Annotated in this window: 22 protein-coding genes and 1 pseudogene; 15 read left to right on the top strand and 8 right to left on the bottom strand. The window is 60.4% G+C overall.

The window, feature by feature from the left end; genetic code table 11:
• Positions 1 to 46: 46 nt before the first annotated feature.
• Entirely contained in the window at positions 47 to 640 is a 594-nt protein-coding gene (locus tag ACK9YZ_RS05105; protein WP_416065880.1) for an NUDIX domain-containing protein, read from the bottom strand.
• Complete coding sequence (locus tag ACK9YZ_RS05100; RefSeq protein ID WP_416065879.1) at positions 637 to 2826, bottom strand: molybdopterin-containing oxidoreductase family protein; 2190 nt, start codon at positions 2824 to 2826, stop codon at positions 637 to 639. The genes ACK9YZ_RS05105 and ACK9YZ_RS05100 overlap by 4 nt, the downstream gene beginning before the upstream one ends.
• Positions 2827 to 2843: 17 nt before the next feature.
• On the opposite strand from ACK9YZ_RS05100, the gene ACK9YZ_RS05095 reads away from it, so the two are divergent.
• Positions 2844 to 3713: a 23S rRNA (adenine(2030)-N(6))-methyltransferase RlmJ gene (locus ACK9YZ_RS05095; RefSeq protein ID WP_416065878.1), complete on the top strand. Its 870-nt coding sequence runs from the start codon at positions 2844 to 2846 to the stop codon at positions 3711 to 3713.
• Between the two features lie 56 nt (positions 3714 to 3769).
• Entirely contained in the window at positions 3770 to 4366 is a 597-nt protein-coding gene (locus ACK9YZ_RS05090) for a glutathione S-transferase (protein ID WP_416065877.1), read from the top strand.
• A 128-nt stretch (positions 4367 to 4494) separates the two neighbouring features.
• Here the strand turns inward: ACK9YZ_RS05090 and ACK9YZ_RS05085 are convergent, their stop codons facing one another.
• Positions 4495 to 5127 carry an outer membrane protein gene (locus ACK9YZ_RS05085; protein WP_183730567.1) on the bottom strand — a complete coding sequence of 211 codons (633 nt, stop codon included), beginning with the start codon at positions 5125 to 5127 and terminating at the stop codon, positions 4495 to 4497.
• 363 nt (positions 5128 to 5490) lie between these two features.
• Between ACK9YZ_RS05085 and ACK9YZ_RS05080 the strand changes: the two genes are divergently transcribed.
• The 5 genes from ACK9YZ_RS05080 to ACK9YZ_RS05060 all read left to right on the top strand — a co-directional run bounded on the left by ACK9YZ_RS05080 (position 5491) and on the right by ACK9YZ_RS05060 (position 9745).
• Entirely contained in the window at positions 5491 to 6258 is a 768-nt protein-coding gene (locus ACK9YZ_RS05080; protein WP_416065876.1) for an SDR family oxidoreductase, read from the top strand.
• Entirely contained in the window at positions 6255 to 8297 is a 2043-nt protein-coding gene (uvrC, locus tag ACK9YZ_RS05075) for an excinuclease ABC subunit UvrC (RefSeq protein WP_216757601.1), read from the top strand. The genes ACK9YZ_RS05080 and uvrC overlap by 4 nt, the downstream gene beginning before the upstream one ends.
• Positions 8298 to 8407: 110 nt before the next feature.
• Positions 8408 to 8998: a CDP-diacylglycerol--glycerol-3-phosphate 3-phosphatidyltransferase gene (gene pgsA, locus ACK9YZ_RS05070; RefSeq protein WP_183730576.1), complete on the top strand. Its 591-nt coding sequence runs from the start codon at positions 8408 to 8410 to the stop codon at positions 8996 to 8998.
• Complete coding sequence (moaD, locus tag ACK9YZ_RS05065) at positions 8995 to 9249, top strand: molybdopterin converting factor subunit 1 (RefSeq protein ID WP_113427482.1); 255 nt, start codon at positions 8995 to 8997, stop codon at positions 9247 to 9249. The genes pgsA and moaD overlap by 4 nt, the downstream gene beginning before the upstream one ends.
• 34 nt (positions 9250 to 9283) lie before the next feature.
• Entirely contained in the window at positions 9284 to 9745 is a 462-nt protein-coding gene (locus tag ACK9YZ_RS05060) for a molybdenum cofactor biosynthesis protein MoaE (protein ID WP_216757599.1), read from the top strand.
• Here ACK9YZ_RS05060 and ACK9YZ_RS05055 read toward each other — a convergent pair whose 3' ends face one another.
• Positions 9746 to 10642 (bottom strand): branched-chain amino acid ABC transporter permease, encoded by an 897-nt coding sequence (locus tag ACK9YZ_RS05055; protein WP_416065875.1) that lies wholly within the window; start codon positions 10640 to 10642, stop codon positions 9746 to 9748.
• A 66-nt stretch (positions 10643 to 10708) separates the two neighbouring features.
• Between ACK9YZ_RS05055 and ACK9YZ_RS05050 the strand changes: the two genes are divergently transcribed.
• Together ACK9YZ_RS05050 and ACK9YZ_RS05045 are read left to right on the top strand one after the other, a co-directional pair.
• A complete protein-coding gene (locus tag ACK9YZ_RS05050) occupies positions 10709 to 11257 on the top strand; it encodes a CGNR zinc finger domain-containing protein (RefSeq protein WP_416065874.1) in 549 nt (182 codons plus the stop codon).
• A complete protein-coding gene (locus ACK9YZ_RS05045; protein ID WP_416065873.1) occupies positions 11254 to 11760 on the top strand; it encodes a hypothetical protein in 507 nt (168 codons plus the stop codon). The genes ACK9YZ_RS05050 and ACK9YZ_RS05045 overlap by 4 nt, the downstream gene beginning before the upstream one ends.
• Before the next feature lie 71 nt (positions 11761 to 11831).
• On the opposite strand, the gene ndk is transcribed toward ACK9YZ_RS05045, so the two are convergent.
• The gene (ndk, locus tag ACK9YZ_RS05040; protein WP_183730591.1) at positions 11832 to 12254 is read right to left on the bottom strand and encodes a nucleoside-diphosphate kinase; all 423 of its coding nucleotides are present in this window, start codon (positions 12252 to 12254) and stop codon (positions 11832 to 11834) included.
• 82 nt (positions 12255 to 12336) lie between these two features.
• On the bottom strand, positions 12337 to 13026 hold the full coding sequence (locus tag ACK9YZ_RS05035) for a glutathione S-transferase family protein (protein WP_416065872.1): 690 nt from the start codon (positions 13024 to 13026) through the stop codon (positions 12337 to 12339).
• Positions 13027 to 13290: 264 nt separating this feature from the next.
• On the opposite strand from ACK9YZ_RS05035, the gene ACK9YZ_RS05030 reads away from it, so the two are divergent.
• The 5 genes and pseudogenes from ACK9YZ_RS05030 to ACK9YZ_RS05010 all read left to right on the top strand — a co-directional run bounded on the left by ACK9YZ_RS05030 (position 13291) and on the right by ACK9YZ_RS05010 (position 18162).
• Positions 13291 to 14340 (top strand): diguanylate cyclase domain-containing protein, encoded by a 1050-nt coding sequence (locus ACK9YZ_RS05030; RefSeq protein ID WP_416065871.1) that lies wholly within the window; start codon positions 13291 to 13293, stop codon positions 14338 to 14340.
• Positions 14341 to 14431: 91 nt separating this feature from the next.
• A complete protein-coding gene (locus tag ACK9YZ_RS05025) occupies positions 14432 to 16318 on the top strand; it encodes an ABC-F family ATP-binding cassette domain-containing protein (RefSeq protein WP_416065870.1) in 1887 nt (628 codons plus the stop codon).
• Between the two features lie 70 nt (positions 16319 to 16388).
• A pseudogene (locus ACK9YZ_RS05020) lies at positions 16389 to 16520 on the top strand (polysaccharide deacetylase family protein); the annotation flags it as partial.
• Positions 16521 to 16609: 89 nt separating this feature from the next.
• Positions 16610 to 17536 (top strand): Gfo/Idh/MocA family protein, encoded by a 927-nt coding sequence (locus tag ACK9YZ_RS05015; RefSeq protein ID WP_216757592.1) that lies wholly within the window; start codon positions 16610 to 16612, stop codon positions 17534 to 17536.
• 74 nt (positions 17537 to 17610) lie between these two features.
• Positions 17611 to 18162, top strand: a complete 552-nt coding sequence (locus ACK9YZ_RS05010; protein ID WP_416065869.1) for a GrpB family protein — start codon at positions 17611 to 17613, stop codon at positions 18160 to 18162.
• A 110-nt stretch (positions 18163 to 18272) separates the two neighbouring features.
• Here the strand turns inward: ACK9YZ_RS05010 and ACK9YZ_RS05005 are convergent, their stop codons facing one another.
• Positions 18273 to 18722, bottom strand: coding sequence for a DNA polymerase III subunit chi (locus ACK9YZ_RS05005; protein ID WP_416065868.1), 450 nt, complete (start codon positions 18720 to 18722; stop codon positions 18273 to 18275).
• Positions 18719 to 20212, bottom strand: a complete 1494-nt coding sequence (locus ACK9YZ_RS05000; RefSeq protein ID WP_416065867.1) for a leucyl aminopeptidase — start codon at positions 20210 to 20212, stop codon at positions 18719 to 18721. The genes ACK9YZ_RS05005 and ACK9YZ_RS05000 overlap by 4 nt, the downstream gene beginning before the upstream one ends.
• A gap of 141 nt (positions 20213 to 20353) precedes the next feature.
• Here ACK9YZ_RS05000 and ACK9YZ_RS04995 point away from each other — a divergent pair, with 141 nt between their 5' ends.
• On the top strand, positions 20354 to 21127 hold the full coding sequence (locus ACK9YZ_RS04995; RefSeq protein ID WP_216757588.1) for a phosphatase PAP2 family protein: 774 nt from the start codon (positions 20354 to 20356) through the stop codon (positions 21125 to 21127).
• Positions 21128 to 21225: the final 98 nt, after the last annotated feature.

Genomic DNA, 21225 nt, shown 5'->3' with positions numbered 1-21225 from the left:
AGGCGGTGCGAATGGCCCCCAACCGTCACGCTTCAAAGCCGGACTTTCAGGCGCCAAGCAGGCTCTTGTTTGCCACCGTCCATTGCAGCAGCATGATCGTCTTGAGATCGATGATCTCTCCTTCTTCTATCATCGCGAGAGCCTGCGGCAGCGGGATTTCCAGCACTTCGATATCCTCATGCTCGTCTTCCAGCCCCCCGCCGTCGGACGTGCGGTCGGCGGTATCGATTGCCGCTGCGAAGAAATGCACGATCTCGGTGATGGAGCCCGGTGCTGTGTAGGATCTGAACAGGAAGCGGATATCGCGAACCGTGTATCCCGTCTCTTCCATCGCCTCGCGACGGATCGCGGCCTCGGGTTCATCGCCGTCGAGCAGGCCGGCCGGGACTTCGATCATCCAGGCGGGATCGCCGTTCACATGGGCCGGCAGGCGGAACTGCTTCACCAACACGACCACGTCACGCTTGGGATCGTAAAGAAGGATACAGGCGGCGGGCGTGCGGTGATAGACCTCGCGTGGCAGGCGATGGGTCACGCCATTCCGGTCGGTGTAATCGATCCGGTAGCTGGTCAACTTCGTCCAGCCGTCGGACAGGATTTCCTTGCCGACGATTTCCACTTTTGCCTTAGATTGCGTCATATGACGTCCTTGCGAAGCCAGACCTTGTTGTCATGGACGGCAGCACCGCCATAGGGCGCAACGGGATCGGCACCGGTGAGAACGTTGATGCCTTCGCCATCGACATGCGCCTTGTTGGGCCAAAGGCCCTCTGCAATCAAAACGCCTGGCTTGACCTCGGTCGTTACGCGGGCGTGGATCCGCAGGTCACCGCGCATATTGCCAATACGGACGAGGTCGCCATTGCCGACACCGTTCGCCTCGGCATCGACAGGGTTGATCATCACTTCCGGACGGCCTTCCTTCTGGCGTGAGGTCTTGGTTTCCGAGAAGCTCGAATTCAGGAAGTTGCGCGCCGGCGAGGTCGCCAGGCGGAAGGGATGCTCGGGATCGGCGAGCTCGATGACATCGACCTGATCCGGGAAAGGCGGTAGCTCTGCGTAGGGGCCGAGCGCGCCGACGGAAGCCGGCGGCTTGTTCGGGGCGGGGTCGTTCACCCAGTCCGGCCGGAAATGGAACTTGCCGTCGGGATGGGCGAAGCCATTGAGATAATGTGCTTCTTCGAAGGCGGGCTGGCGGTCGAACCACTTATGCTCGAGGAAATAGTCGTAATCCGGCAGATTGCTCGCGGCCAGCACGCGGTCGACCAACTCGCGCGCCGTGAAACCGAAGCCGGGGCGATCGGCGACGCCGAGGCGTTTTGCCAGTTCTTCGATCACGAACAGGTTGCTTCGCACCGTCGGCGGCGGTTCGACGAGCTTCGGGCCGAGCAGGATGTGGTTCTGGCCGCCGGCGCGGTAGATATCGTCATGCTCGACGAACATGGTGGCGGGAATGACGATATCGGCCATGTCGGCCGTCTCGGTCATGAACTGCTCATGGACGGCGACGAAGAGATCGTTCCGGGCAAAGCCGCGCTTCACCAGCCGCTGCTCAGGAGCGATGTTCACTGGATTGGTGTTCTGGATCAAGATGGCCGTTACAGGACCGCGATGGCGGAGTGCCAAGGCATCGCCGGTCAGCGCACGGCCGATCTGCGACTGGTCGATCATGCGGATGTCGGCATCCTTCATCGATTTGCCGGTCAGCTCCGCATTGTTCATGCGGAAGATATCGCTGTTCGAATGGAAGGCGCCGCCACCCTCATATTGCCAGGAGCCGAGCACGGTGGCGACCGAGGCGGCGGCATGCATGGCGACCGCGCCATTGCGCTGGCGGGTAAAGCCGTAACCGAGGCGGAAGAAAGTCTTTTTGGTCGTGCCGACGAGTTTGGCGAAGGCTTCGATCTCCTCGACCGAAAGACCGGTGATGGCGGCGGCCCATTCCGGCGTCTTCGCCTTCAGATGCGTTTCGAGGCCGGCGGGATCGTCGGCGTATTTCGCCATGTAGGCACGGTCGGCATAACCGTCGCGGAAAGCGATATGCATAACGGCGCAGGCAAGGGCTGCATCGGTGCCGGGCTTGACGATGAGGGCCATGTCGGCCTGCTTCATCGTCGGATTGTCGTAGATGTCGATGACGACGATCTTGGCGCCACGCTCCTTGCGCGACTTGATCGCGTGGGTCATCACGTTGACCTGCGTCGCAACCGCATTGGTGCCCCAGATGACGACGCAGTCGGTGCGGGCCATCTCCCGCGGGTCCGGGCCGCGCAGCATGCCGGTCGCCATGGTGAATCCGGTCCAGGCGGGGTTGGTGCAGATCGAGGAAAAGAAGCCGGAATAGCACTTGGCGTGGCGCAGGCGCTCGATCGAGTCGCGCTGCACCCAGCCCATGGTGCCGGCGTAGAAATACGGCCAGATCGCTTCGCTGCCATCCTTCGCCTCAGCCTTCACGAAGGCTTCGGCAATCTCGTCCAGCGCATCATCCCAGGAGATCTGCTGCCATTGCCCTGCCCCCTTGGCGCCGGCGCGGCGCAGCGGATGCATCAGGCGATCGGGATGATAGAGGCGCTCGGCATAACGGGCGACCTTGGCGCAGATGACGCCCGATGTATAAGAATGATCGTTGGCGCCCCGGACGCGACCGATGCGGCCGTCCTCCGTAATATCCACCTCCAGCGCGCAGGTGGAGGGACAGTCATGCGGACAGGCCGTATGACCGATCCGGGATTTGGCGTTGATGGGGGTCGCAATGTTCATGCGATTTCTATATGCCAAGGCTCGACCGCCCAAAAGGCACAAAAACTCCCAATGATCCGAATTCATAACAGGCATCAGCGAAAATGAACTATCGCCACATCTACCATGCAGGCAATTTCGCCGATGTCCTGAAGCATGCGGTGCTGGCGCGTTTGATCCGCTATATGCAGAAGAAGGACGCCGGCTTTCGGGTGCTCGACACGCATGCCGGCATCGGCCTCTACGATCTCTCTTCCGAGGAAGCGCAGAAGACCGGCGAGTGGCAAGGCGGTATCGGCAAGCTGCTGGAGACCGATCTCGGACCGCAGGTTTCCGAACTGCTGGAACCCTATCTCTCCGCGATCCGCGAACTGAACCCGCAGGGTGGCCTGCGTTTCTATCCGGGCTCCCCAAAGCTTGCGCGCATGCTGTTTCGCCCACAGGACCGGCTTTCGGCGATGGAGCTGCACCCGGAGGATTTTGTTCGCCTGCATCGCGTCTTCGAAGGCGATCACCATGCGCGCATCACCGAGCTCGACGGCTGGCTGGCGCTCGGCGCGCATCTGCCGCCGAAGGAAAAGCGCGGTATCGTGCTCGTCGATCCGCCTTTCGAGGAGGACGGCGAATATGAGCGGTTGGTGGATGGCCTCGCCAAGGCTTACCGGCGTTTTCCGGGTGGTACCTATTGCCTCTGGTATCCGCTGAAGAAGGGCGCACCGATCAAGGACTTCCATGAGGCGCTGCAGGCGCTGGACATTCCGAAGATGCTCTGCGCCGAACTTGCCGTGCGCAGCGACCGCGAGACGACGGGGCTGACCGGCTCGGGACTCATCATCGTCAACCCACCCTTCACGCTGAAGGATGAGTTGCACCAGTTGCTGCCGGCCCTGAAGGACCATCTGGCGCAAGACCGTTTCGCCTCGCAGCGTGCCTTCTGGCTGCGCGGCGAGACGAAGCCTGCCAAGGCCGATTGACCGAATCTGCGGCGCGGGGGAATAGTCCCGGCCATCCGCATTTCAAAAGGTGCCCCATGAAGCTTCTCTGCTCCCCGACCTCCCCTTTCTCCAGCAAGGTGGGCATGGCCGCCCGCTATCTCAGCCTCGACATTGCGCAAATTCGGGTCGATACGAATGCGGGACCGGCGATCCTCGTGGACAACAATCCGCTCGGCAAGATCCCGACGCTGCTGACGGATGACGGCGTTTCCATCTTCGACAGCATCGCCATCATGCATTACTTCGACCGGATGACGAAGGGCGCGCTCTATCCTTCCAAGAAGGGCAAGCGCACGGACGCCGAAGTACTGGAAGCACTCTGCGACGGCGTCTGCGACTGCCTGCTCGCGATCGTCTACGAACGCCGCTTCCGCAATGAAGAAAAGGTGCATCAGCCCTGGATCGACCGGCAATGGAAGAAGGTCGAGACCGCACTGAACTATCTGGCCGCCAATACGCCGAAGCTCGGCAAGAAGCTGCATGGCGGGCATTTCGCGCTGGCAGCGACGCTCGGCTATCTCGACCTGCGCTTCAAGGGCCGGTGGGAAGAAGACCATGCCGAGCTGATCGGCTGGCTCAAGGAATTCGAGAAGAGGTTCGACGGCTACGATCAGCTGAAGCCACAAGCCTGAAAGATTTGAAGGGCCTGAAAGATTTGAAGGGCCTGAGAGATCTCCAGGACCCGTGAGATTTCAGATCGACGCAGCAATAAAAAGCCGGGCACGAGGCCCGGCTTTTATCATGTCAGATACAATTCTTATCAGAACTTGACGCCGATACCGACCTTGACGCTGTTTTCGTCGAAGCCGCGCGAAACGCTGCCGGAGTCGAGATTGTAGTCCTTGTCCTGGTAGTCGGTGTAGCGGTATTCGAGACGCGTCGTGATGTTGTTGGTCACGAAGGCTTCCACACCGGCGCCAACCGTGTAGCCGTAGGCGGTCTTGCTGTCGGAAGACGTGCCGTCGGAAACCTTGGTGTTGGCGAGTGCCAGACCTGCTGTACCATACAGCAGGAAGGGGTTCAGGTCGTAACCGACGCGGCCGCGGACGGAGCCGTTCCAGCCGGTCTTGTTCTTGATGCCGTCCTGAGTAACGTCCGCATCGCCGTAGCCGAGATCGGCTTCAGCGCCGTAAACGATCTGGCCCTGCTGGAAGTTGTAACCGGTGAAGAGCTGACCGCCCCAATCATAGGTGTCGCGATCGGAACCAAAGCTGCCCATATTGTAGGTCGCTGCGCCACCGAGGTAGAAGCCCTGCCAGTTGTTGACCGGAGCCGGGGTTTCCTCAGCGACCGGGGCCTGCGGAACCTGATCCACGGCATCAGCTGCGTGGGCTACCGAGAAACCGCCAACGGCGAGAGCGGAAGCCATGAGGCCAGCAAAGAGTATACGCATACTTTTCTCCTTTCAGTCCCGCGCGCCCGTCAACTCAAATTCGGCGAAGCATTCACGGGGGATTACTAAATGTCCCTTCCGGTTCGAGAGTGAAATTGGAATGCAAATGCGGATTTGAAAGAGCCAAATTGTGATATCATTGTGGCTGCGCGACGGCAGAAATTCGATGTTGCTTGGTTGCAACATACTGTTTATTAAGGATAATAATCAGTTAAACTTACAATACCTGTTTTAATAAATCGCGACTGCAAATAATACATAGAATATCCGCACGGCACAGGCAATGATTTCGGCCTATTTATATAATTAGAGCCTGCCCTTATATAGTCAGCAAACGGACTCGCAGGATCAGAAGGCTATCTCTTGACCCAGAAAAGACTTCGCGCGGCGCTCGTGACGGGTGCCGCCAAAAGAATAGGCCGGGCAATCGCCGAAGACCTTGTTGCTGATGGATTTTCGGTCGCAATTCACGCCAACGACTCGCTCGCCGAGGCCGAAGATTTTGTGGCGGAATTGCGGCAGAAAGGGCATCGGGCGGTTGCGATCAAGGCCGATCTCGCCAAAATCGATGAGGCCGGCGGGCTTGTCGGGAAGGCGTGCGAGGCGCTCGGCCCGATCGATCTTCTCGTCAACAACGCGTCGATTTTTCTCGAGGATTCGCTTCGCAAATTCGATGCGCAGGTGTGGGACGAGCATTTCGCCATCCATGTTCGCGCGCCGTCAATCCTTGCTGCCAAATTCGCCGAACAACTGCCGGAGGCGTATGAGGGGTTGATCGTCAACATCATCGACCAGCGCGTCTGGGCGCTGCGGCCGAGCTTCTACTCCTATACCCTGTCGAAATCGGCGCTGTGGACGGCGACGCAGACCATGGCGCAGGCGCTGGCGCCGCGCATCCGCGTCAATGCAATCGGCCCTGGCCCTTCGATGCCGAGCGAACGACAATTGCAGGAAGACTTCCAAGCGCAGGTTTCAGCCCTTATCTTGAAGCGAGGACCTGAGCTCAAGGAATTCGGCCGAACGATTCGTTTTCTGTTCGAGACTCCTTCGATTACGGGTCAGATGATTGCACTCGACGGCGGCCAGCATCTCGCGTGGCAGACGCCGGATGTGCTGGAGATCAAGGAATGAATGCCAAGAAGCTGCCCGATGGCGGTGTTCTTTATGATGAGACCGACGAAAACGACGACGATATCATCGAGGTGGAAGGTGATGCCTCTGCCTCGCCGATTTCTGCAGCGGTCGACTGGAATGCCGGCAGCGTCAACGAAACAGGCCTTGTTGGCGCCGATCTGATCGCCGAATTCGTCAAGCGCCTGCCGAACAGTCCCGGCGTCTACCGCATGTTCAACGAGGCGGGCGACGTGCTCTATGTCGGTAAGGCCCGCAGCCTGAAGAAGCGCGTCGGCAATTACGCGGTTGGTCGTGTGCACTCCAACCGCATCGCCCAGATGGTGCGCCAGACAGCCAATATGGAATTCGTCACGACGCGGACGGAAACCGAGGCGCTGCTGCTGGAAGCGAATCTGATCAAGCGCTTGCGGCCGCGCTTTAACGTGCTGCTGCGCGACGACAAGTCGTTTCCCTATATCCTGATAACAGGCGATCATCGCGCGCCTGCCATCTTCAAGCATCGCGGCGCCCGCGCGCGCAAGGGCGACTATTTCGGCCCCTTCGCGTCTGCCGGTGCGGTCGGCCGCACGATCAACTCGCTGCAGCGCGCCTTCCTGATCCGCACCTGCACCGACAGCGTTTTCGAGACGCGCACCCGGCCCTGCCTGCTCTATCAGATCAAGCGCTGTTCCGGGCCGTGCACGCATGAAGTCAGCGATGAGGGCTATGCGGAACTGGTTCGCGAAGCCAAGGATTTCCTGTCGGGCAAGAGCCAGAATGTGAAAGAGCATATGGCGGAAGCGATGAATGCTGCCGCCGAGGACCTCGATTTCGAGCGGGCGGCCATTTATCGCGACCGCCTTGCCGCACTTTCGCATGTGCAGAGCCATCAGGGCATCAATCCGGCCGGCGTCGAGGAAGCCGATGTCTTCGCTATCCATCACGAAGGCGGGATTTCCTGTATCCAGGTCTTCTTCTTCCGCACCGGGCAGAACTGGGGCAACCGCGCCTATTTCCCGAAAGCCGATCCGCAACTGTCAGGCGCCGAGGTGCTGAATGCGTTCCTCGCTCAGTTCTATGACGACAAGCCGGTGCCGCGGCAGATCATGCTGTCGGAAACGGTGGAGGAGTTGGAACTGCTGGCCGCAGCACTCAGCGAAAAGGCCGGGCACAAGGTTTCGATCCTCGTTCCGCAGCGCGGTGAAAAGCGCGATCTCGTAGAGCATGTCATCGCCAATGCCCGCGAGGCGCATGGCCGCAAGCTTGCCGAGACGGCATCGCAGTCACGGCTGCTGGAAGGCTTCAAGGAGACGTTCGGCCTGCCCTATGTGCCGCAGCGTGTCGAGATCTACGACAACTCGCATATCATGGGCACAAATGCGGTCGGCGGCATGGTGGTCGCAGGGCCGGAAGGCTTCGTGAAGAACCAGTATCGCAAGTTCAACATCAAATCGACCGAGATCACCCCCGGCGACGACTTCGGCATGATGCGCGAGGTGATGACGCGGCGTTTCTCGCGCCTGCTCAAGGAAGAAGGCATTCCTGATCGCAGCGCGCAGGTCTCTGCCGCAGATGCGGCCGACATGCCCTTCCCCGCCTGGCCCGACGTGATCCTCATCGATGGCGGCCAGGGGCAGATGACGGCGGTGCGCGCGATCCTGGAAGAACTCGGCATTACCGACAGCGTGATCGCCATCGGCGTTGCCAAGGGTGTGGACCGCGAGGCCGGGCGCGAGCGTTTCTTTGCGCCGGGCAAGGGAGGCTTCACACTGCCGCCGCGCGATCCGGTTCTCTATTTCATCCAGCGCATGCGCGACGAGGCGCACCGTTTTGCGATCGGCTCCCACCGCGCGCGGCGCAAGAAGGAGATGGTCAAGAACCCGCTCGACGAGATCGGCGGCATCGGCCCATCCCGCAAGCGGGCGCTGCTGCAGCACTTCGGCACGGCAAAAGCGGTGTCGCGCGCCGCCCTTTCCGATCTCATGGCCGTGGAAGGGATTTCCGAGACCGTCGCCAAGCAGGTCTACAATCATTTTCACGACGACGCCGCGAAATAAGCGGCGCCGGTCGCAAATTCCACGCAAAGGCAGCGAAAAAGCAGAAAGAATGTTGACGGTCGCGGGTCAAAGCCGTCATCTACCGCCGCATCATCACAGAGAACCGCATCATGGCATCGCGTGCGTATAACATCCCCAATCTCCTCACCTACGGCCGCATCCTGGCGGTGCCGCTGATCGTTCTCTGCTTCTTCATCGAGGGCAAGCTGTCGATCAGCAACACCGCGCGTTGGGTGGCGCTGTGGATCTTCGTCATCGCCTCGATCACGGATTTCCTCGACGGTTATCTCGCGCGCATCTGGAACCAGACGTCAAATATCGGCCGCATGCTCGACCCGATCGCCGATAAGCTGTTGGTCGCCTCGATCCTTCTTCTGGTCGCGGCCGACCAGACCATCGCCGGCTGGTCGATCTGGGCGGCGATCACCATTCTCTGCCGCGAGATCCTGGTTTCGGGCCTGCGGGAATATCTGGCGGCGCTGAAGGTCAGTGTGCCGGTGACGCGCATCGCCAAGTGGAAGACGACACTGCAGCTTGTCGCCATTGCCTTCCTGTTGGCCGGCCCCGCTGGCGACGAGATTTTCCCCTATACGACGCAGACAGGCATCGCGCTTCTGTGGATCGCTGCGCTGCTGACGATCTATACGGGCTACGACTATTTCCGCGCCGGGCTGAAACATATCGTGGATGACGAAGAATGACACGGCTTGTCTATTTCGCCTGGGTGCGCGAACGCATCGGCAAGGGAGAAGAGGAAATCGAGCTCCCCGCCTCCGTCGTCAGCGTTGCCGATCTTCTGAATCATTTGAAGGGCCTGGGCGAGGAATATGAGATGGCTCTTCAATATCCCGATGTGATCCGCGTGGCGATCGATCAGGAGCATGTGGAGCATGACGAGCCGATAACAGGCGCCAAGGAAATCGGCATTTTCCCACCGATGACGGGTGGCTAAGAACGGCAAATCCCGCCGGGCGGAGGAGCCTGCTGTGACCATTACACCCACCATCCGCGTCCAGCGCGAGGATTTCGACCTGCAGGCGGAGGTCGACCGGCTGTCCAAAGGCAAGCCTGGCATCGGCGCGGTCGTTACCTTTTCCGGCCTCTGCCGTGACGAAGGTGGCACGCTCTCGGCGCTGGAGCTCGAACATTATCCCGGCATGGCGGAAGCGGAGATGACCCGCATCGGCGAACTCGCGATCGCGCGTTTCGGGCTCGACGGCCTGACGGCCATTCACCGTTTTGGAAAGATTGCAGCCGGGGAGAATATCGTGCTGGTCGTCGCCGCGGCTGCGCACCGGCAGGCGGCCTTCGACGGCGCAAACTTCGTTATGGATTTCCTGAAAACCTCGGCTCCCTTCTGGAAGAAGGAACATGGCAAGGATGGAAATACGGGCGACTGGATCGCAGCAAAGGACGCCGACGACACGGCGCGCGACCGCTGGAAATAGTCAGAGCACGACGCGCTCGCGGCGGCTCAGCACCAGCAGGAAAACCAGCAGCGAGAAAATGGCGAGATCGCGCCAGATGAAGGAGCCGTAGGCGCCCCAGAACGTTTCGACAAGCGCCAGGCCGGCGGCGCCGCCCGCCGAGCGCAGCGGATCGGAATAGCCGCCGACGGCCGCAATCATCAGCACCTTGAGGCCGAACATCAGTCCCGCGCCGAAATCCATCGATCCATAGTAGAAGGTAGCAAGGATGCCGCAGCAGGTGGCGACGAGGGCCGCCGTTGCATAGGATACCAGGAAGACGCGGCGGGCGCTGGTGCCGCAGAGTTCGGCGGCGAGCGGATCGTCGATGACGGCCCGCCACAGGCGGCCCCATACTGTGCACTTCAGGATCAGTGCGCCGATCGCGATAATCGCACACATCAGGACCGTATCCAGAAGCTGGATATAAGTGAGCGTCACCCGGAAGGCGCCGTCGCTCCAGAAAGTGACAGTGTCGTTCAGGAGCGGTGGCAGCCAGATGGCGCGGGTATTGGCGGCAAGGCGTGCCGTTTCCATCAGCACGATCATCATGCCGAGTGCTGCGACCATAACCGTGTTCGGCGATTTGCTGGCGAGCGGCTGCATGATGGAACGACCGATCCAGGCCCCTGCCCCGACCGAATAGATCAGCGAGGCGCAGACGCCGATCGCTATCGCCGCAGGCAGCACCAGCCATAGCCGGTTATAGGCCATGTCCGTGAAGAGCAGAAGCATCTGGCCGGCAAAGGCGATAATCGCCCCATAGGTAATGTCGGCTCGCTTGGTGACGCCGAAGGCAATCGAATAGCCGAAGGCAAGCGTAGCGTAGAGTGCCGCGAGCGGCACCGCATTCGCCAGTTGCTGCAGAAGATAGGCCATTCCCGAAACTCCGGATCGGCTCAAAATAATAACTGGTAAAATGCGGTTTACCAGTTATATTTTCCCATGAGCTTCTCCTGGACCCCTCACCGTTTTTCCGGCGGCGCATTGGCGCTCGATGTCGCCAACAGCGTCATCCTGCGTCACGATCCTGCGCGCCGCATCGACCGATTCGAGGCCGAAGGGCAAATGGAGCGCTTCCCCGATGCGGCGCAGGAATTCTGCGCTGAACGGGCACATTTCGGCGACATAGTGCCGGTCCGAGCGCAGAATAGGGCGAACTTCATCGAACTGCGGGAAGCAACGGACCGCTATTTCCGCCGGCGCGTGCTCGAGGGAAACGACAACGGGCTTCTTGCCGAACTGCTGGAGGCGCTGGCGCGGACGCTCCGCGGTGCAGCAGGGAAGGGACTCGATGCGGCGACGGCCCATTCGGTTCTGCGGCTGATCGCCATGCCCGATCCGGAGCGGATGAAAATCTGCGGCAATTGCGGCTGGCTTTTCATCGACCGCAGCAAGAACAAAAGCCGAGCCTGGTGCGACATGGCCGTCTGCGGCAACCGCGCCAAGGCAAGCAGGCATTACCGGAAGAAAAAGAAGGAGGAGACGCCATGAAACGGCGTTCGATCATCATGGCCCTCGCGGCAGCGGGGCTGATGCTTTGCGCCTGCCAGCGCCAGGCCGAAACCATGCTGGAAGTGACGGGTCATCTCTTCGTCTTCAACTATCGAAACGCCAGCGCCACCTACCTGCTGACGATGAAGAAGACGGCGCCTATTCCCGACGGATCCACCATCGTCGCGGAGTTCGATAACCCGCAGGGTGGCGCGCCACTGGTTCTGAACCAGAAGGTTTTTCCGATGGATGACAAGATTTCCGTCCAGAGCGAAAACCTGCACTGCGTGGTCAAGGACCGGCCCTATTCCGTTACGATCAAGCTTGTCGACAAGGATGGCAAGCTCTTGCAGGAACTGAAGACGCAGTTCAAATCCGATCTCGACCAGACCGTGCTCCCAAGCAAGCCGCTGGTGCTCGGTGCCGGATACGAGAAGAACCCCGAGGTTTTCAAGCCGGATGGGACGACGGATTTTTCGAATACGGACAAGTGTCCGGCCTAACAAAAAGCCGGGACGAGCCCGGCTTTCATGAGTCAATTCAATGCATTCCCAGGGAATGCTCCGGCGCTCAATCAGCCGACGATTTCGGTGTCGGAGAACCAGTACTTGATTTCCTGGGCAGCCGTTTCCGGAGCGTCGGAACCATGAACCGAGTTTTCGCCGATCGAGAGAGCATGAACCTTGCGGATCGTGCCTTCGGCAGCGTTTGCCGGGTTGGTTGCGCCCATGATTTCGCGGTTCTTGAGGATGGCACCTTCGCCTTCCAGAACCTGAACGACGGTCGGGCCGGAGGTCATGCCTTCAACGAGTTCGCCGAAGAACGGACGTTCCTTGTGAACAGCGTAGAAGCCTTCAGCTTCGCGCTTGCTCATCCAGACGCGCTTGGAGGCGACGACGCGCAGGCCGGCATCTTCGAGCATCTTGGTGATAGCGCCCGTCAGGTTGCGCTTCGTTGCGTCCGGCTTGATCATCGAGAAGGTGCGTTCAATCGCCATTGTCAGGTCCTCATACTCGTAAGGGAAAAGTGGGCGGTCTTTACCCGCCTCACCGCCTGAAAACAAGGGGTCTCCGGCAATTTCACGCCGCTGTCACAGTCCGGCCCCGGCTTTCATGAAGATCGAGGCAGCGTTCGAACCAGGCCATGACGGGCTCGTCAGGGGCCAGCATGGCGAGGCCGGCGGCAATGCGCAGCCACTGCAGCGCACCGAAGAGGATGTAGTCGGCAAAGAGCGGGCTGTCACCGCCGATGAAAGGCTGAAACTTCAACATATGGCGCATCGGCTCAAGCTTGGCGGCAAAGGCTTCTCTCTCCGCATCACGACCGGCGGCGAATTCCTCCAGCGGCTTGCCCAGGCGGTCTTCGCGGCTCGCCCGGAAATAGGCCTTGTCGCCCTCATCCAGGATCGAATGAATATCGAGAAGCGCAATCCGCATGATCGCCGGATGGACCACCATCTGCGAATAGCCCTCGACCATGCGCGACAGGGCCTTGCCGCCCTCACCCTTGAAGAGCGACGGACGGTCGGGATAAGCCTCTTCCAGATAAAGGGCGATATCGAAACTGTCTGATATCAGCCGGCCGTTGTCATCCAGAACGGGCACGGTCTTGGAAAAGCCGCCGCCGATATCGGCAATGCGGCCATAGGTCGTCGGAACCTCTTCGAAATCGAGACCCTTATGGGCGAGCGCCATCACCGCCTTCCAGCAGTGCGGCGAGAAGAAGTGACGCTCGTCGGCACCACACAGGGAATAGAGAGCTCTGGTCATATCAGTCCTTTCGCAAACGCAATTGGTTCATTCCACGCCCAAAAGCCGGTGCGATCAAATCAGGAATTTTCATGGCGCCATCACCGCTGCTGTTGAAACGGATACGGCCACTCCCGATCGGGACGCAGCAAGGGTGCATTAACCGGTTTTGCGGCTTCCCGCGGGAGAAGGTTTGAAAATTCAATGTCTCTTAAAAGCTTGCCTGCATAGCGGAAGCAGAAGAGCCGATGGCCCAAGAGAACCGATGGCAATGAGGGGATCGTCATGCCGACTGCCGCAAATGCATTGAATGCGCGCGAGGCTGCCCGGCCCACGGCGGCGACCGATATCCAGAAGATCGCTCAGCACATGATGCGGCTCAATGTGGCAGGTCTGCCGCGCAATTATGAACTGTTCTACGAAGCGCTGATCGGTCTGAATGCCGGGCTGGCACAGGATATCGCGGCCCTTGGCCCGCATCCGCAGCAGGAAGCTCTGGACGAGCTCGGTCTGCGCTACCGGCTCGTCGGCCATTACGGGCTGGCTGGCGACCGTTCGCGCATCGAGGCGAGCCGCATACTCAAAGAAACGGCCGAGCGGCTCGCCGAGGGGCGCCTGCATCACCGGGCCTTCACGCGTGCCTGTGAAACCATCCTCAAATCCGTCTCGGGCCAGCAGGATCACCAGAGCCTTGCCGATTTCATGGCAGAGGTCGAATATCTCGCCTCGTCGCTTTCGGCCGTCCTTGCAGCAGAACAGACGATCGGCACCAGGCTGGAAGAGGATATCGAGCGGCTGACGGCGCTGGAGCGCGGCATTTCGGCGGTGCAGGCTGCTGCCGTCACCGACAGGATTACCGGCCTGCCGAACCGTATCGGGTTCAACCGCGCGCTCGACGACCTCTATGGTCAGGAGGACGGTGCGGCCGGCAACGCGCTGATCATGATCGATATCGATGATTTCAAGGGACTTACCGCACGCTACGGCATGCAGACCGGCAACAGGCTTCTGAAGAAGCTCGCCGGCCTCTTCCGCAAGACCGTGAAGAAGAACGATTTCATTGCGCGCCTGGAGGCCGACGAATTCGCCTTCCTCTTTGCCAATGTCGGCATGCAGGATGCGCTGGCGATCGCAGAGCGGCTGCGCGGCTTCGTCGAGGACAATCTCGTTTTTGCGGCATCCGACACGTCGGAGGCGAGCTGCCTGACGATATCGGTCGGTGTGGCGCTGAGCGGCGATGCGGCAACGCCGGGCCAGCTTCAGGCCAATGCCCGCGTGGCGCTGCTGGCCGCCCAGTCCAACCCACGCCAGCCGGTGCAGGCCTTCGGGCGCTGACACGCCAAACATGAGCAATTGACGACAGAGAACGGCGAAGCGCCGCTGACCCATCTTGCCTTGGCGGCGGCTTTCGGCCAAAACCGCGCGCATGATCACGATTTCAGACATCTCCGCCCGCATCGCCGGCCGCCTGCTCCTCGACCATGCCAGCGTATCGTTGCCTTCAGGCACGAAAGCCGGGCTCGTGGGACGTAACGGCGCCGGCAAATCCACCCTCTTCCGTGTCATAACAGGCGATCTGGGAGCGGAAAGCGGGACGATATCGATCCCCAAGAATGCGCGCATGGGCCAGGTGAAGCAGGAAGCGCCAGGTACCGAGGAATCGCTGATCAATATCGTACTGTCCGCCGACAAGGAGCGCGCGGCACTGCTTGCCGAGGCGGAGACGGCGACCGATCCGCACCGTATCGCCGAAATCCAGATGCGCCTCGTCGATATCGACGCGCATTCGGCGGAAGCGCGCGCCGCCAGCATCCTCTCAGGCCTCGGCTTCGATCAGGAAGCGCAGGCAAGGCCCGCCTCCTCCTTCTCGGGCGGCTGGCGGATGCGCGTGGCGCTCGCCTCGGTGCTCTTTACCGAGCCGGACCTGCTGCTGCTCGACGAACCGACCAACTATCTCGACCTCGAAGGCACGATGTGGCTGGAGGATTATATCCGCCGCTATCCGCACACGGTCATCATCATCAGCCACGACCGCGATCTGCTCAACAACGCGGTCAATTCCATCGTGCATCTCGACCAGAAGAAGCTCACCTTCTATCGCGGCAACTACGACCAGTTCGAGCGGCAGAAGGCGGAAGCCGACGAGCTACAGATGAAGGCCAAGGCGAAGAACGATGCGGCGCGCAAGCACCTGCAGAGCTTCATCGACCGCTTCAAGGCCAAGGCCTCCAAAGCGAAGCAGGCCCAGTCGCGCGTCAAGGCGCTGGAGCGCATGGGCACGGTGGCCGCCGTGATCGAGGATCACGTCCAGCCGATCACCTTCCCCGAGCCCGAGAAGCAGCCGGCCTCCCCGATCGTCGCGATCAGCGGCGGCGCTGTCGGCTACGAGCCGGGCAAGCCGATCCTCAAAGGGCTCAATCTGCGCATCGACAATGACGATCGCATCGCCCTGCTCGGCTCGAACGGCAACGGTAAATCGACCTTTGCCAAATTCATCTCCGGCCGCCTGGCGCCGGAGAGTGGCGAAGTGCGTCTGGCGCCGAGCCTGAAGATTGGCTTCTTCGCGCAGCATCAACTCGAAGACCTCGTGCCGAACGAGACGCCTGTCGAGCATGTGCGACGGCTGATGCCGACCGAACCGGAGGCCAAGGTGCGCGCCCGCGTGGCGCAGATGGGCCTTGCGACCGAGAAGATGGCGACGGCGGCGAAAGATCTTTCAGGCGGTGAAAAGGCACGCCTGCTGATGGGGCTTGCCGCCTTTCATGCGCCGAACCTCTTGATCCTCGACGAGCCCACGAACCATCTCGACATCGACAGCCGCCGCGCACTGATCGAGGCGCTGAACGACTATGACGGCGCAGTCATCCTGATCTCGCACGACCGCCACCTGATCGAAGCGACCGTCGACCGCCTCTGGCTGGTCAACAACGGCACGGTGACGAGTTTCGAAGGCGATATGGAAGAGTATCGCGACCTGATCGTCGCTTCCGGGAAAAAAAAAGACGACGAAAAGCAGAGACCGCCTGAAGAACAGTCCTCGAAAGCCGACCAGCGCAAGCTGAATGCCGACAAGCGCGCCTCGCTCGCCCCTCTCAAGAAAAAGATCAATGAAATCGAATCCTTGACGGGCAAGCTGGAGAAACTGATTCAGGCTCTTGATGCAGAGCTTGCAGACCCGGCGCTCTACGAAAAAGCGCCCGCCAAGGCCGCAGAAAAAGCCAAGCAGCGCGGCGAAGCCGCCGCCAAGCTCGCTGCCGCCGAAGAGCAATGGCTGGAACTTTCCGCCGAATATGAGGAAGCGATGACGAGCTGAGGTGCCATCGACCGTGCTTCGGACAGCCGGGCCTCTCGCACGCCCGGCATCTTCATGCCTGAGAGACCGGATGCACGACATCCATAAACGCACCGCAACGATGTTGCCGACACTTCTTTCGAAACTCGAGGCGGAAGGTTACAAGGTAGTGACGCTGAAATTCAAAAAGAGCTCCACACCGGTGGAAATGGCTTTGCTCTGACAAGGGCGGCTTGCCCGCGGATCGCTTTCTGATAAAACGGCGCGCAATAAGTCATACTTTTAGCGAAACACTGAACGCGAGCAAGCACCATGTCAGCCATCAATCTCGCCATCGTCGGCGTCGGCAAGATCGTCCGCGACCAGCATCTCCCCTCCATCGCCGCCAATGCTGATTTCAAGCTGGTAGCGACGGCAAGCCGCCACGGCACGGTCGACGGCGTTACCGCCTATACGTCGATCGACGACATGCTGGGCGCAGAACCATCGATCGATGCCGTTTCGCTCTGCATGCCGCCGCAATATCGTTATGAGGCCGCCTACAAGGCGCTGGTCGCCGGCAAGCATGTCTTCCTCGAAAAGCCGCCGGGCGCGACGCTGAGCGAAGTGGCTGATCTGGAAGACCTCGCGAACAAGCAGGGCGCAACACTGTTTGCGAGCTGGCATTCGCGCTATGCAGCGGCCGTCGAAGCCGCAAAGTCCTTCCTTGCCTCGACGGAGATCAAGAGCGTGCACGTGATCTGGAAGGAGGACGTGCGCCACTGGCATCCGAACCAGGAATGGATCTGGCAGGCCGGCGGCCTCGGCGTTTTCGATCCTGGCATCAATGCGCTCTCGATCGTCACTCATATCCTGCCCAAGGCAATGTTCCTCAGCGCCGGCACGCTGGAATTCCCAGAGAACCGTGACTCGCCGATCGCTGCCGACCTGCATTTCCGCAATGTCGACTATGTTCCCGTCCATGCCGAATTCGACTGGCGCCAGACGGGCAAGCAGAGCTGGGACATCATCGCGGAAACGGCTGCGGGTCAGATGGTTCTGTCGGAGGGCGGTTCGAAGCTTTCGGTCGATGGCGAGCTGAAGTTCTCCGCGCCGGAAGCCGAATATCCGGCGCTCTATCGCCGTTTTGCCGAGCTCATCAAGGCGGGCAAGTCGGATGTCGATCTGGCACCGCTGCGTCACGTCGCCGATGCCTTCATGCTCGGCAAGCGGAAATTCGTCGAGGCGTTTTACGACTGATCGGCCTTGTCGGCAGATGCCATCGCGCCTGCAAAATGCTAGGATAGCGGCGCCGATATCAAGGGGCCGTTTCCATGCAGCAGGAGCAGGATGAATCATTTGGTTTGGGCGTCCGGCATCTGGCCGTCAGGCTTGCCGACGCCAATGCCAGATGGCGGGAGGCCTATCTGCTGGAAGAGACCAGGATTCGCGATGCGCTCGGCCCTCTGGCACTCGATATCCAGCATTTCGGCAGCACTGCCATCCCCGGCATCAAGGCGAAGCCGATCATCGACATCCTGATCGGCGTGCGCCGCCTCGAAGACGGGCTTGCCTGCATCGAACCGATGGCAAAGATCGGCTATGATTACGCCGGCGCGGACATCGTACCCGACGACCATCTCTTCGGCCGCGGCATTGCGGGCGAGACGCGCACGCATCTCGCCCATGTCGTCGAATATCAGGGCTTCAACTGGCGGCGGAACATTTTTTTCCGTGACCGGCTGCAAAACGATCCGGCACTCGCGGTGGCCTATGAGGAGCTGAAGATCGGCCTTGCGCAGAAATATGCCGAGAGCCGCGCCGCCTATACCGGAGCGAAGAAGGATTTCATCGACACCGTTCTGGCGGAAGCGGGCCTCGCCTGACGACCTAATGCGTGTCGCGAACTTTCAGATTCGCTTGCCACGCATTAGGCTTTTGCTTCTGCATGTCGTTATCGCAAAACCGCGGCACACTTTTGCGCGACATGCTCCAGTCAGGCCTTCTTCTCCCACCGCCCTTCCGGCGTCTGCTGCCAATAGGTGAGGTTATGCCCCTCGCCTTTCAGCTTCTTCCATTGGGCGCGTGCACCTTCAAGTTGCTCCTGATCGTAACCGTCGAACATGAAAACGATCCGCTCATAATCGGCGGCGGGCGGCGGCTCGGCGCCGTCGACGATGAAGCGGACGGTGGCGGCATTCGAATTGTCAGGAGAGATGGTCAGGAGAACGGGCTGATCCCCGGCGAAATCGGCCTCGTCCGTGCCATGCGGCAGGAAGCTGTCTTCCCGGTAGGTCCACAGATGCGTATCCAGCGCATCGCGTCGCGCAGCTTCCTTCATCTGAACGGCGACGCGCCAGCCGCGCTCGACACTCTTGTCGAGCAGCGGCGGAAGCGCGTCTTCCAGCTTCGATTCCGTCAGATGGTAGAAGAGGATTTCCGTCATCGTGTTTCGTAATTCACACGGACCAGTTCGTCGAGCAGGCGCACGCCGTAGCCGGAACCCCAGGACTGGTTGATCTCATCCTGCACCGAGCCCATCGCCGTGCCGGCAATATCGATATGCGCCCAGGGCGTATCCTGCACGAATCGCTTCAGGAAATGCGCAGCCGTGATGGAGCCGGCAAGGCGGCCGCCGGTATTCTTCATGTCGGCGAACTTGCTGTCGATCATCTTGTCATATTCCTTGCCGAGCGGCATGCGCCACAGCTTCTCGTTGGTCACGAGACCGGCCGCGGTCAGCTGTGCCGATAGCGAATCATCGTTCGAGAAGAGCCCCGCATGGCTGTTGCCGAGCGCGACCATGATGGCACCTGTCAGCGTTGCAAGGTTGATCATGAACTGAGGCTTGAAGCGGTCGTTGCAATACCAGAGCGCATCGCAGAGCACGAGGCGGCCTTCGGCATCGGTGTTGATGATCTCGATCGTCTGGCCGGACATGGAGGTGACGATGTCGCCCGGACGCTGGGCATTGCCGTCAGGCATGTTTTCCACAAGGCCGATGATGCCCACGACATTGACCGGCGCCTTGCGGGCGGCAAGCGTGTGCATGAGGCCGGTGACGGCAGCCGCACCGCCCATGTCGCCCTTCATGTCTTCCATATTGGCGGCCGGCTTGATCGAGATGCCGCCGGTATCGAAGACCACGCCCTTGCCGATGAAGGCGATCGGCCGGTCCTTGCTCTTGCCGCCCTTCCACTGCATGACCGCCAGGCGCGGCGGACGCACGGAACCCTGAGCAACGCCGAGCAGCGCACCCATGCCGAGACGGCGCATTTCGCGCTCGGTGAGGATTTCCACCTCGATGCCGAGCTTTTCCAACTCCTTGGCCTTGGCGGCAAATTCGACCGGGCCGAGAACATTCGGCGGTTCGTTGACGAGGTCGCGAGCAAGGTTGACGCCGGCGGCAATCGCTTCCGCATCGGCAAAGGCCTTCTTGGCGGCAGCAGCGTCCGCCGTGACGATCGTCACCTTGATCGACTTCGCCTGCTTGTCCTCATCGTCATTTTTCTTCGTCTTATAGGTATCGAAGCTGTAGGCGCGCATCAGCATGCCGAGGGCAAAATCCACTGCAGACTTGGCACTGACCTCCACACCCGGCGAATCGATGAAGATCGTCGCTTTCTCGGTGCTCTTGATCCGCGAAGCGGCGCTGCCGCCGGCCTTCAGCCAGTCGTGGACGGTGAGGTCCGCGGCCTTGCCGAGGCCGATGACGATGATCCGCTCGACCGGCGCGCCTTCCGGCGCGACGAGATCAAGAGCAGCCAACGACTTTGCAGAGAAGCGTGCAATTTTCGACGCCTTGGCGATCACCCCCGCCGGATCGGCAATATCGGCTCCAGCCGCCATATCAGCCTCTGAAGCCTTCAGAAGGATTGCGAGACCACCACTGAGCTTTGCCGATTTTGAGAATGAAATTTCGAATTTTGCAGACATGTCTTCTCCGATGGGATTCATTAAATCCGTTCCAGGGGGATAATTTCGCGTTTGGCGGGTCTGTCAATGGCCGGCGACAGTTGTTATGTTCCGCGCGGCCGCCCGGCCAAAAGGTTTTCGTCAGTTTCGTAGATGTTTGCGTTGACAGTTTTTTCGAAAAATCGATGGCGGGGTCCGGCAATTCGCCTGCCGCAAACGGCATTCGGCGTCTTTGTCCTGCTCTTCTGGGCGTGGTGGCTTCTGCTAGGCCTCTTTCGGGCCTTTCCCGAAATAGATATTTATTTTTCCCGGCTTTTTTTCGTCCAGGAGGCATGTGGCGCATCGGCACCCGCGACGCAGGTCTGCGGCTCCTTTCCCTATCGGAGCGAGGCAATCCTCAGCCTGCTGCGCACCCTCTTCTTTTACGTTCCCTATGTCGTCACCGCCGTAATGCTGTGGAAGCTAGCCGAATGCTATCAACAGCATGGCGCGACATTCAACGCCCCGCGCGCCCGCGATCTGAAGGTCGCGCTCGGCACGCTGCTCATCGGCCCCGTTCTTCTCGTCAATGTGATCCTCAAGGAGCATTGGGGCCGGCCGCGCCCGGTGCAAACGGATTTCTTCGGCGGTACGCTTCACTTTGCAGAAGCCGGTTCACTCGCCGGCAAATGCATCTCGAACTGTTCCTTCATATCAGGCGAAGCGGCGAGCGCGGGCTGGCTGTTCTGCCTGCTGATCTTCGTTCCGAAGTCGGTGCGCTATGCGCTTGTGGCACCTGTTGCCGCCGTTTCCATCCTGACGCCGGCGATGCGGCTTTCCTTCGGCGCACATTATTTATCCGATGTGGTGCTGGCGTGGCTCTCCTCGGTTGTCATATTCGCAGCGCTGATGGCACTCGCTGAGTCGCCACAGCGACAAAAAAATTCTGAAATTTGAATGAATTTTTGACACGGCCTTGTCGCAAAACCGCGACAAACAGCGTAGAGGGAATCTCCTGTTGGCCATATCGGCCTGAGGGTGCTTTCAAGGGCGAG

Source organism: Rhizobium sp. ZK1 (genome assembly GCF_047782645.1).
Classification (GTDB): domain Bacteria; phylum Pseudomonadota; class Alphaproteobacteria; order Rhizobiales; family Rhizobiaceae; genus Rhizobium.
The sequence above is the reverse complement of the archived record's forward strand: the minus strand, read 5'-3'. Positions and strand labels throughout refer to the sequence as shown.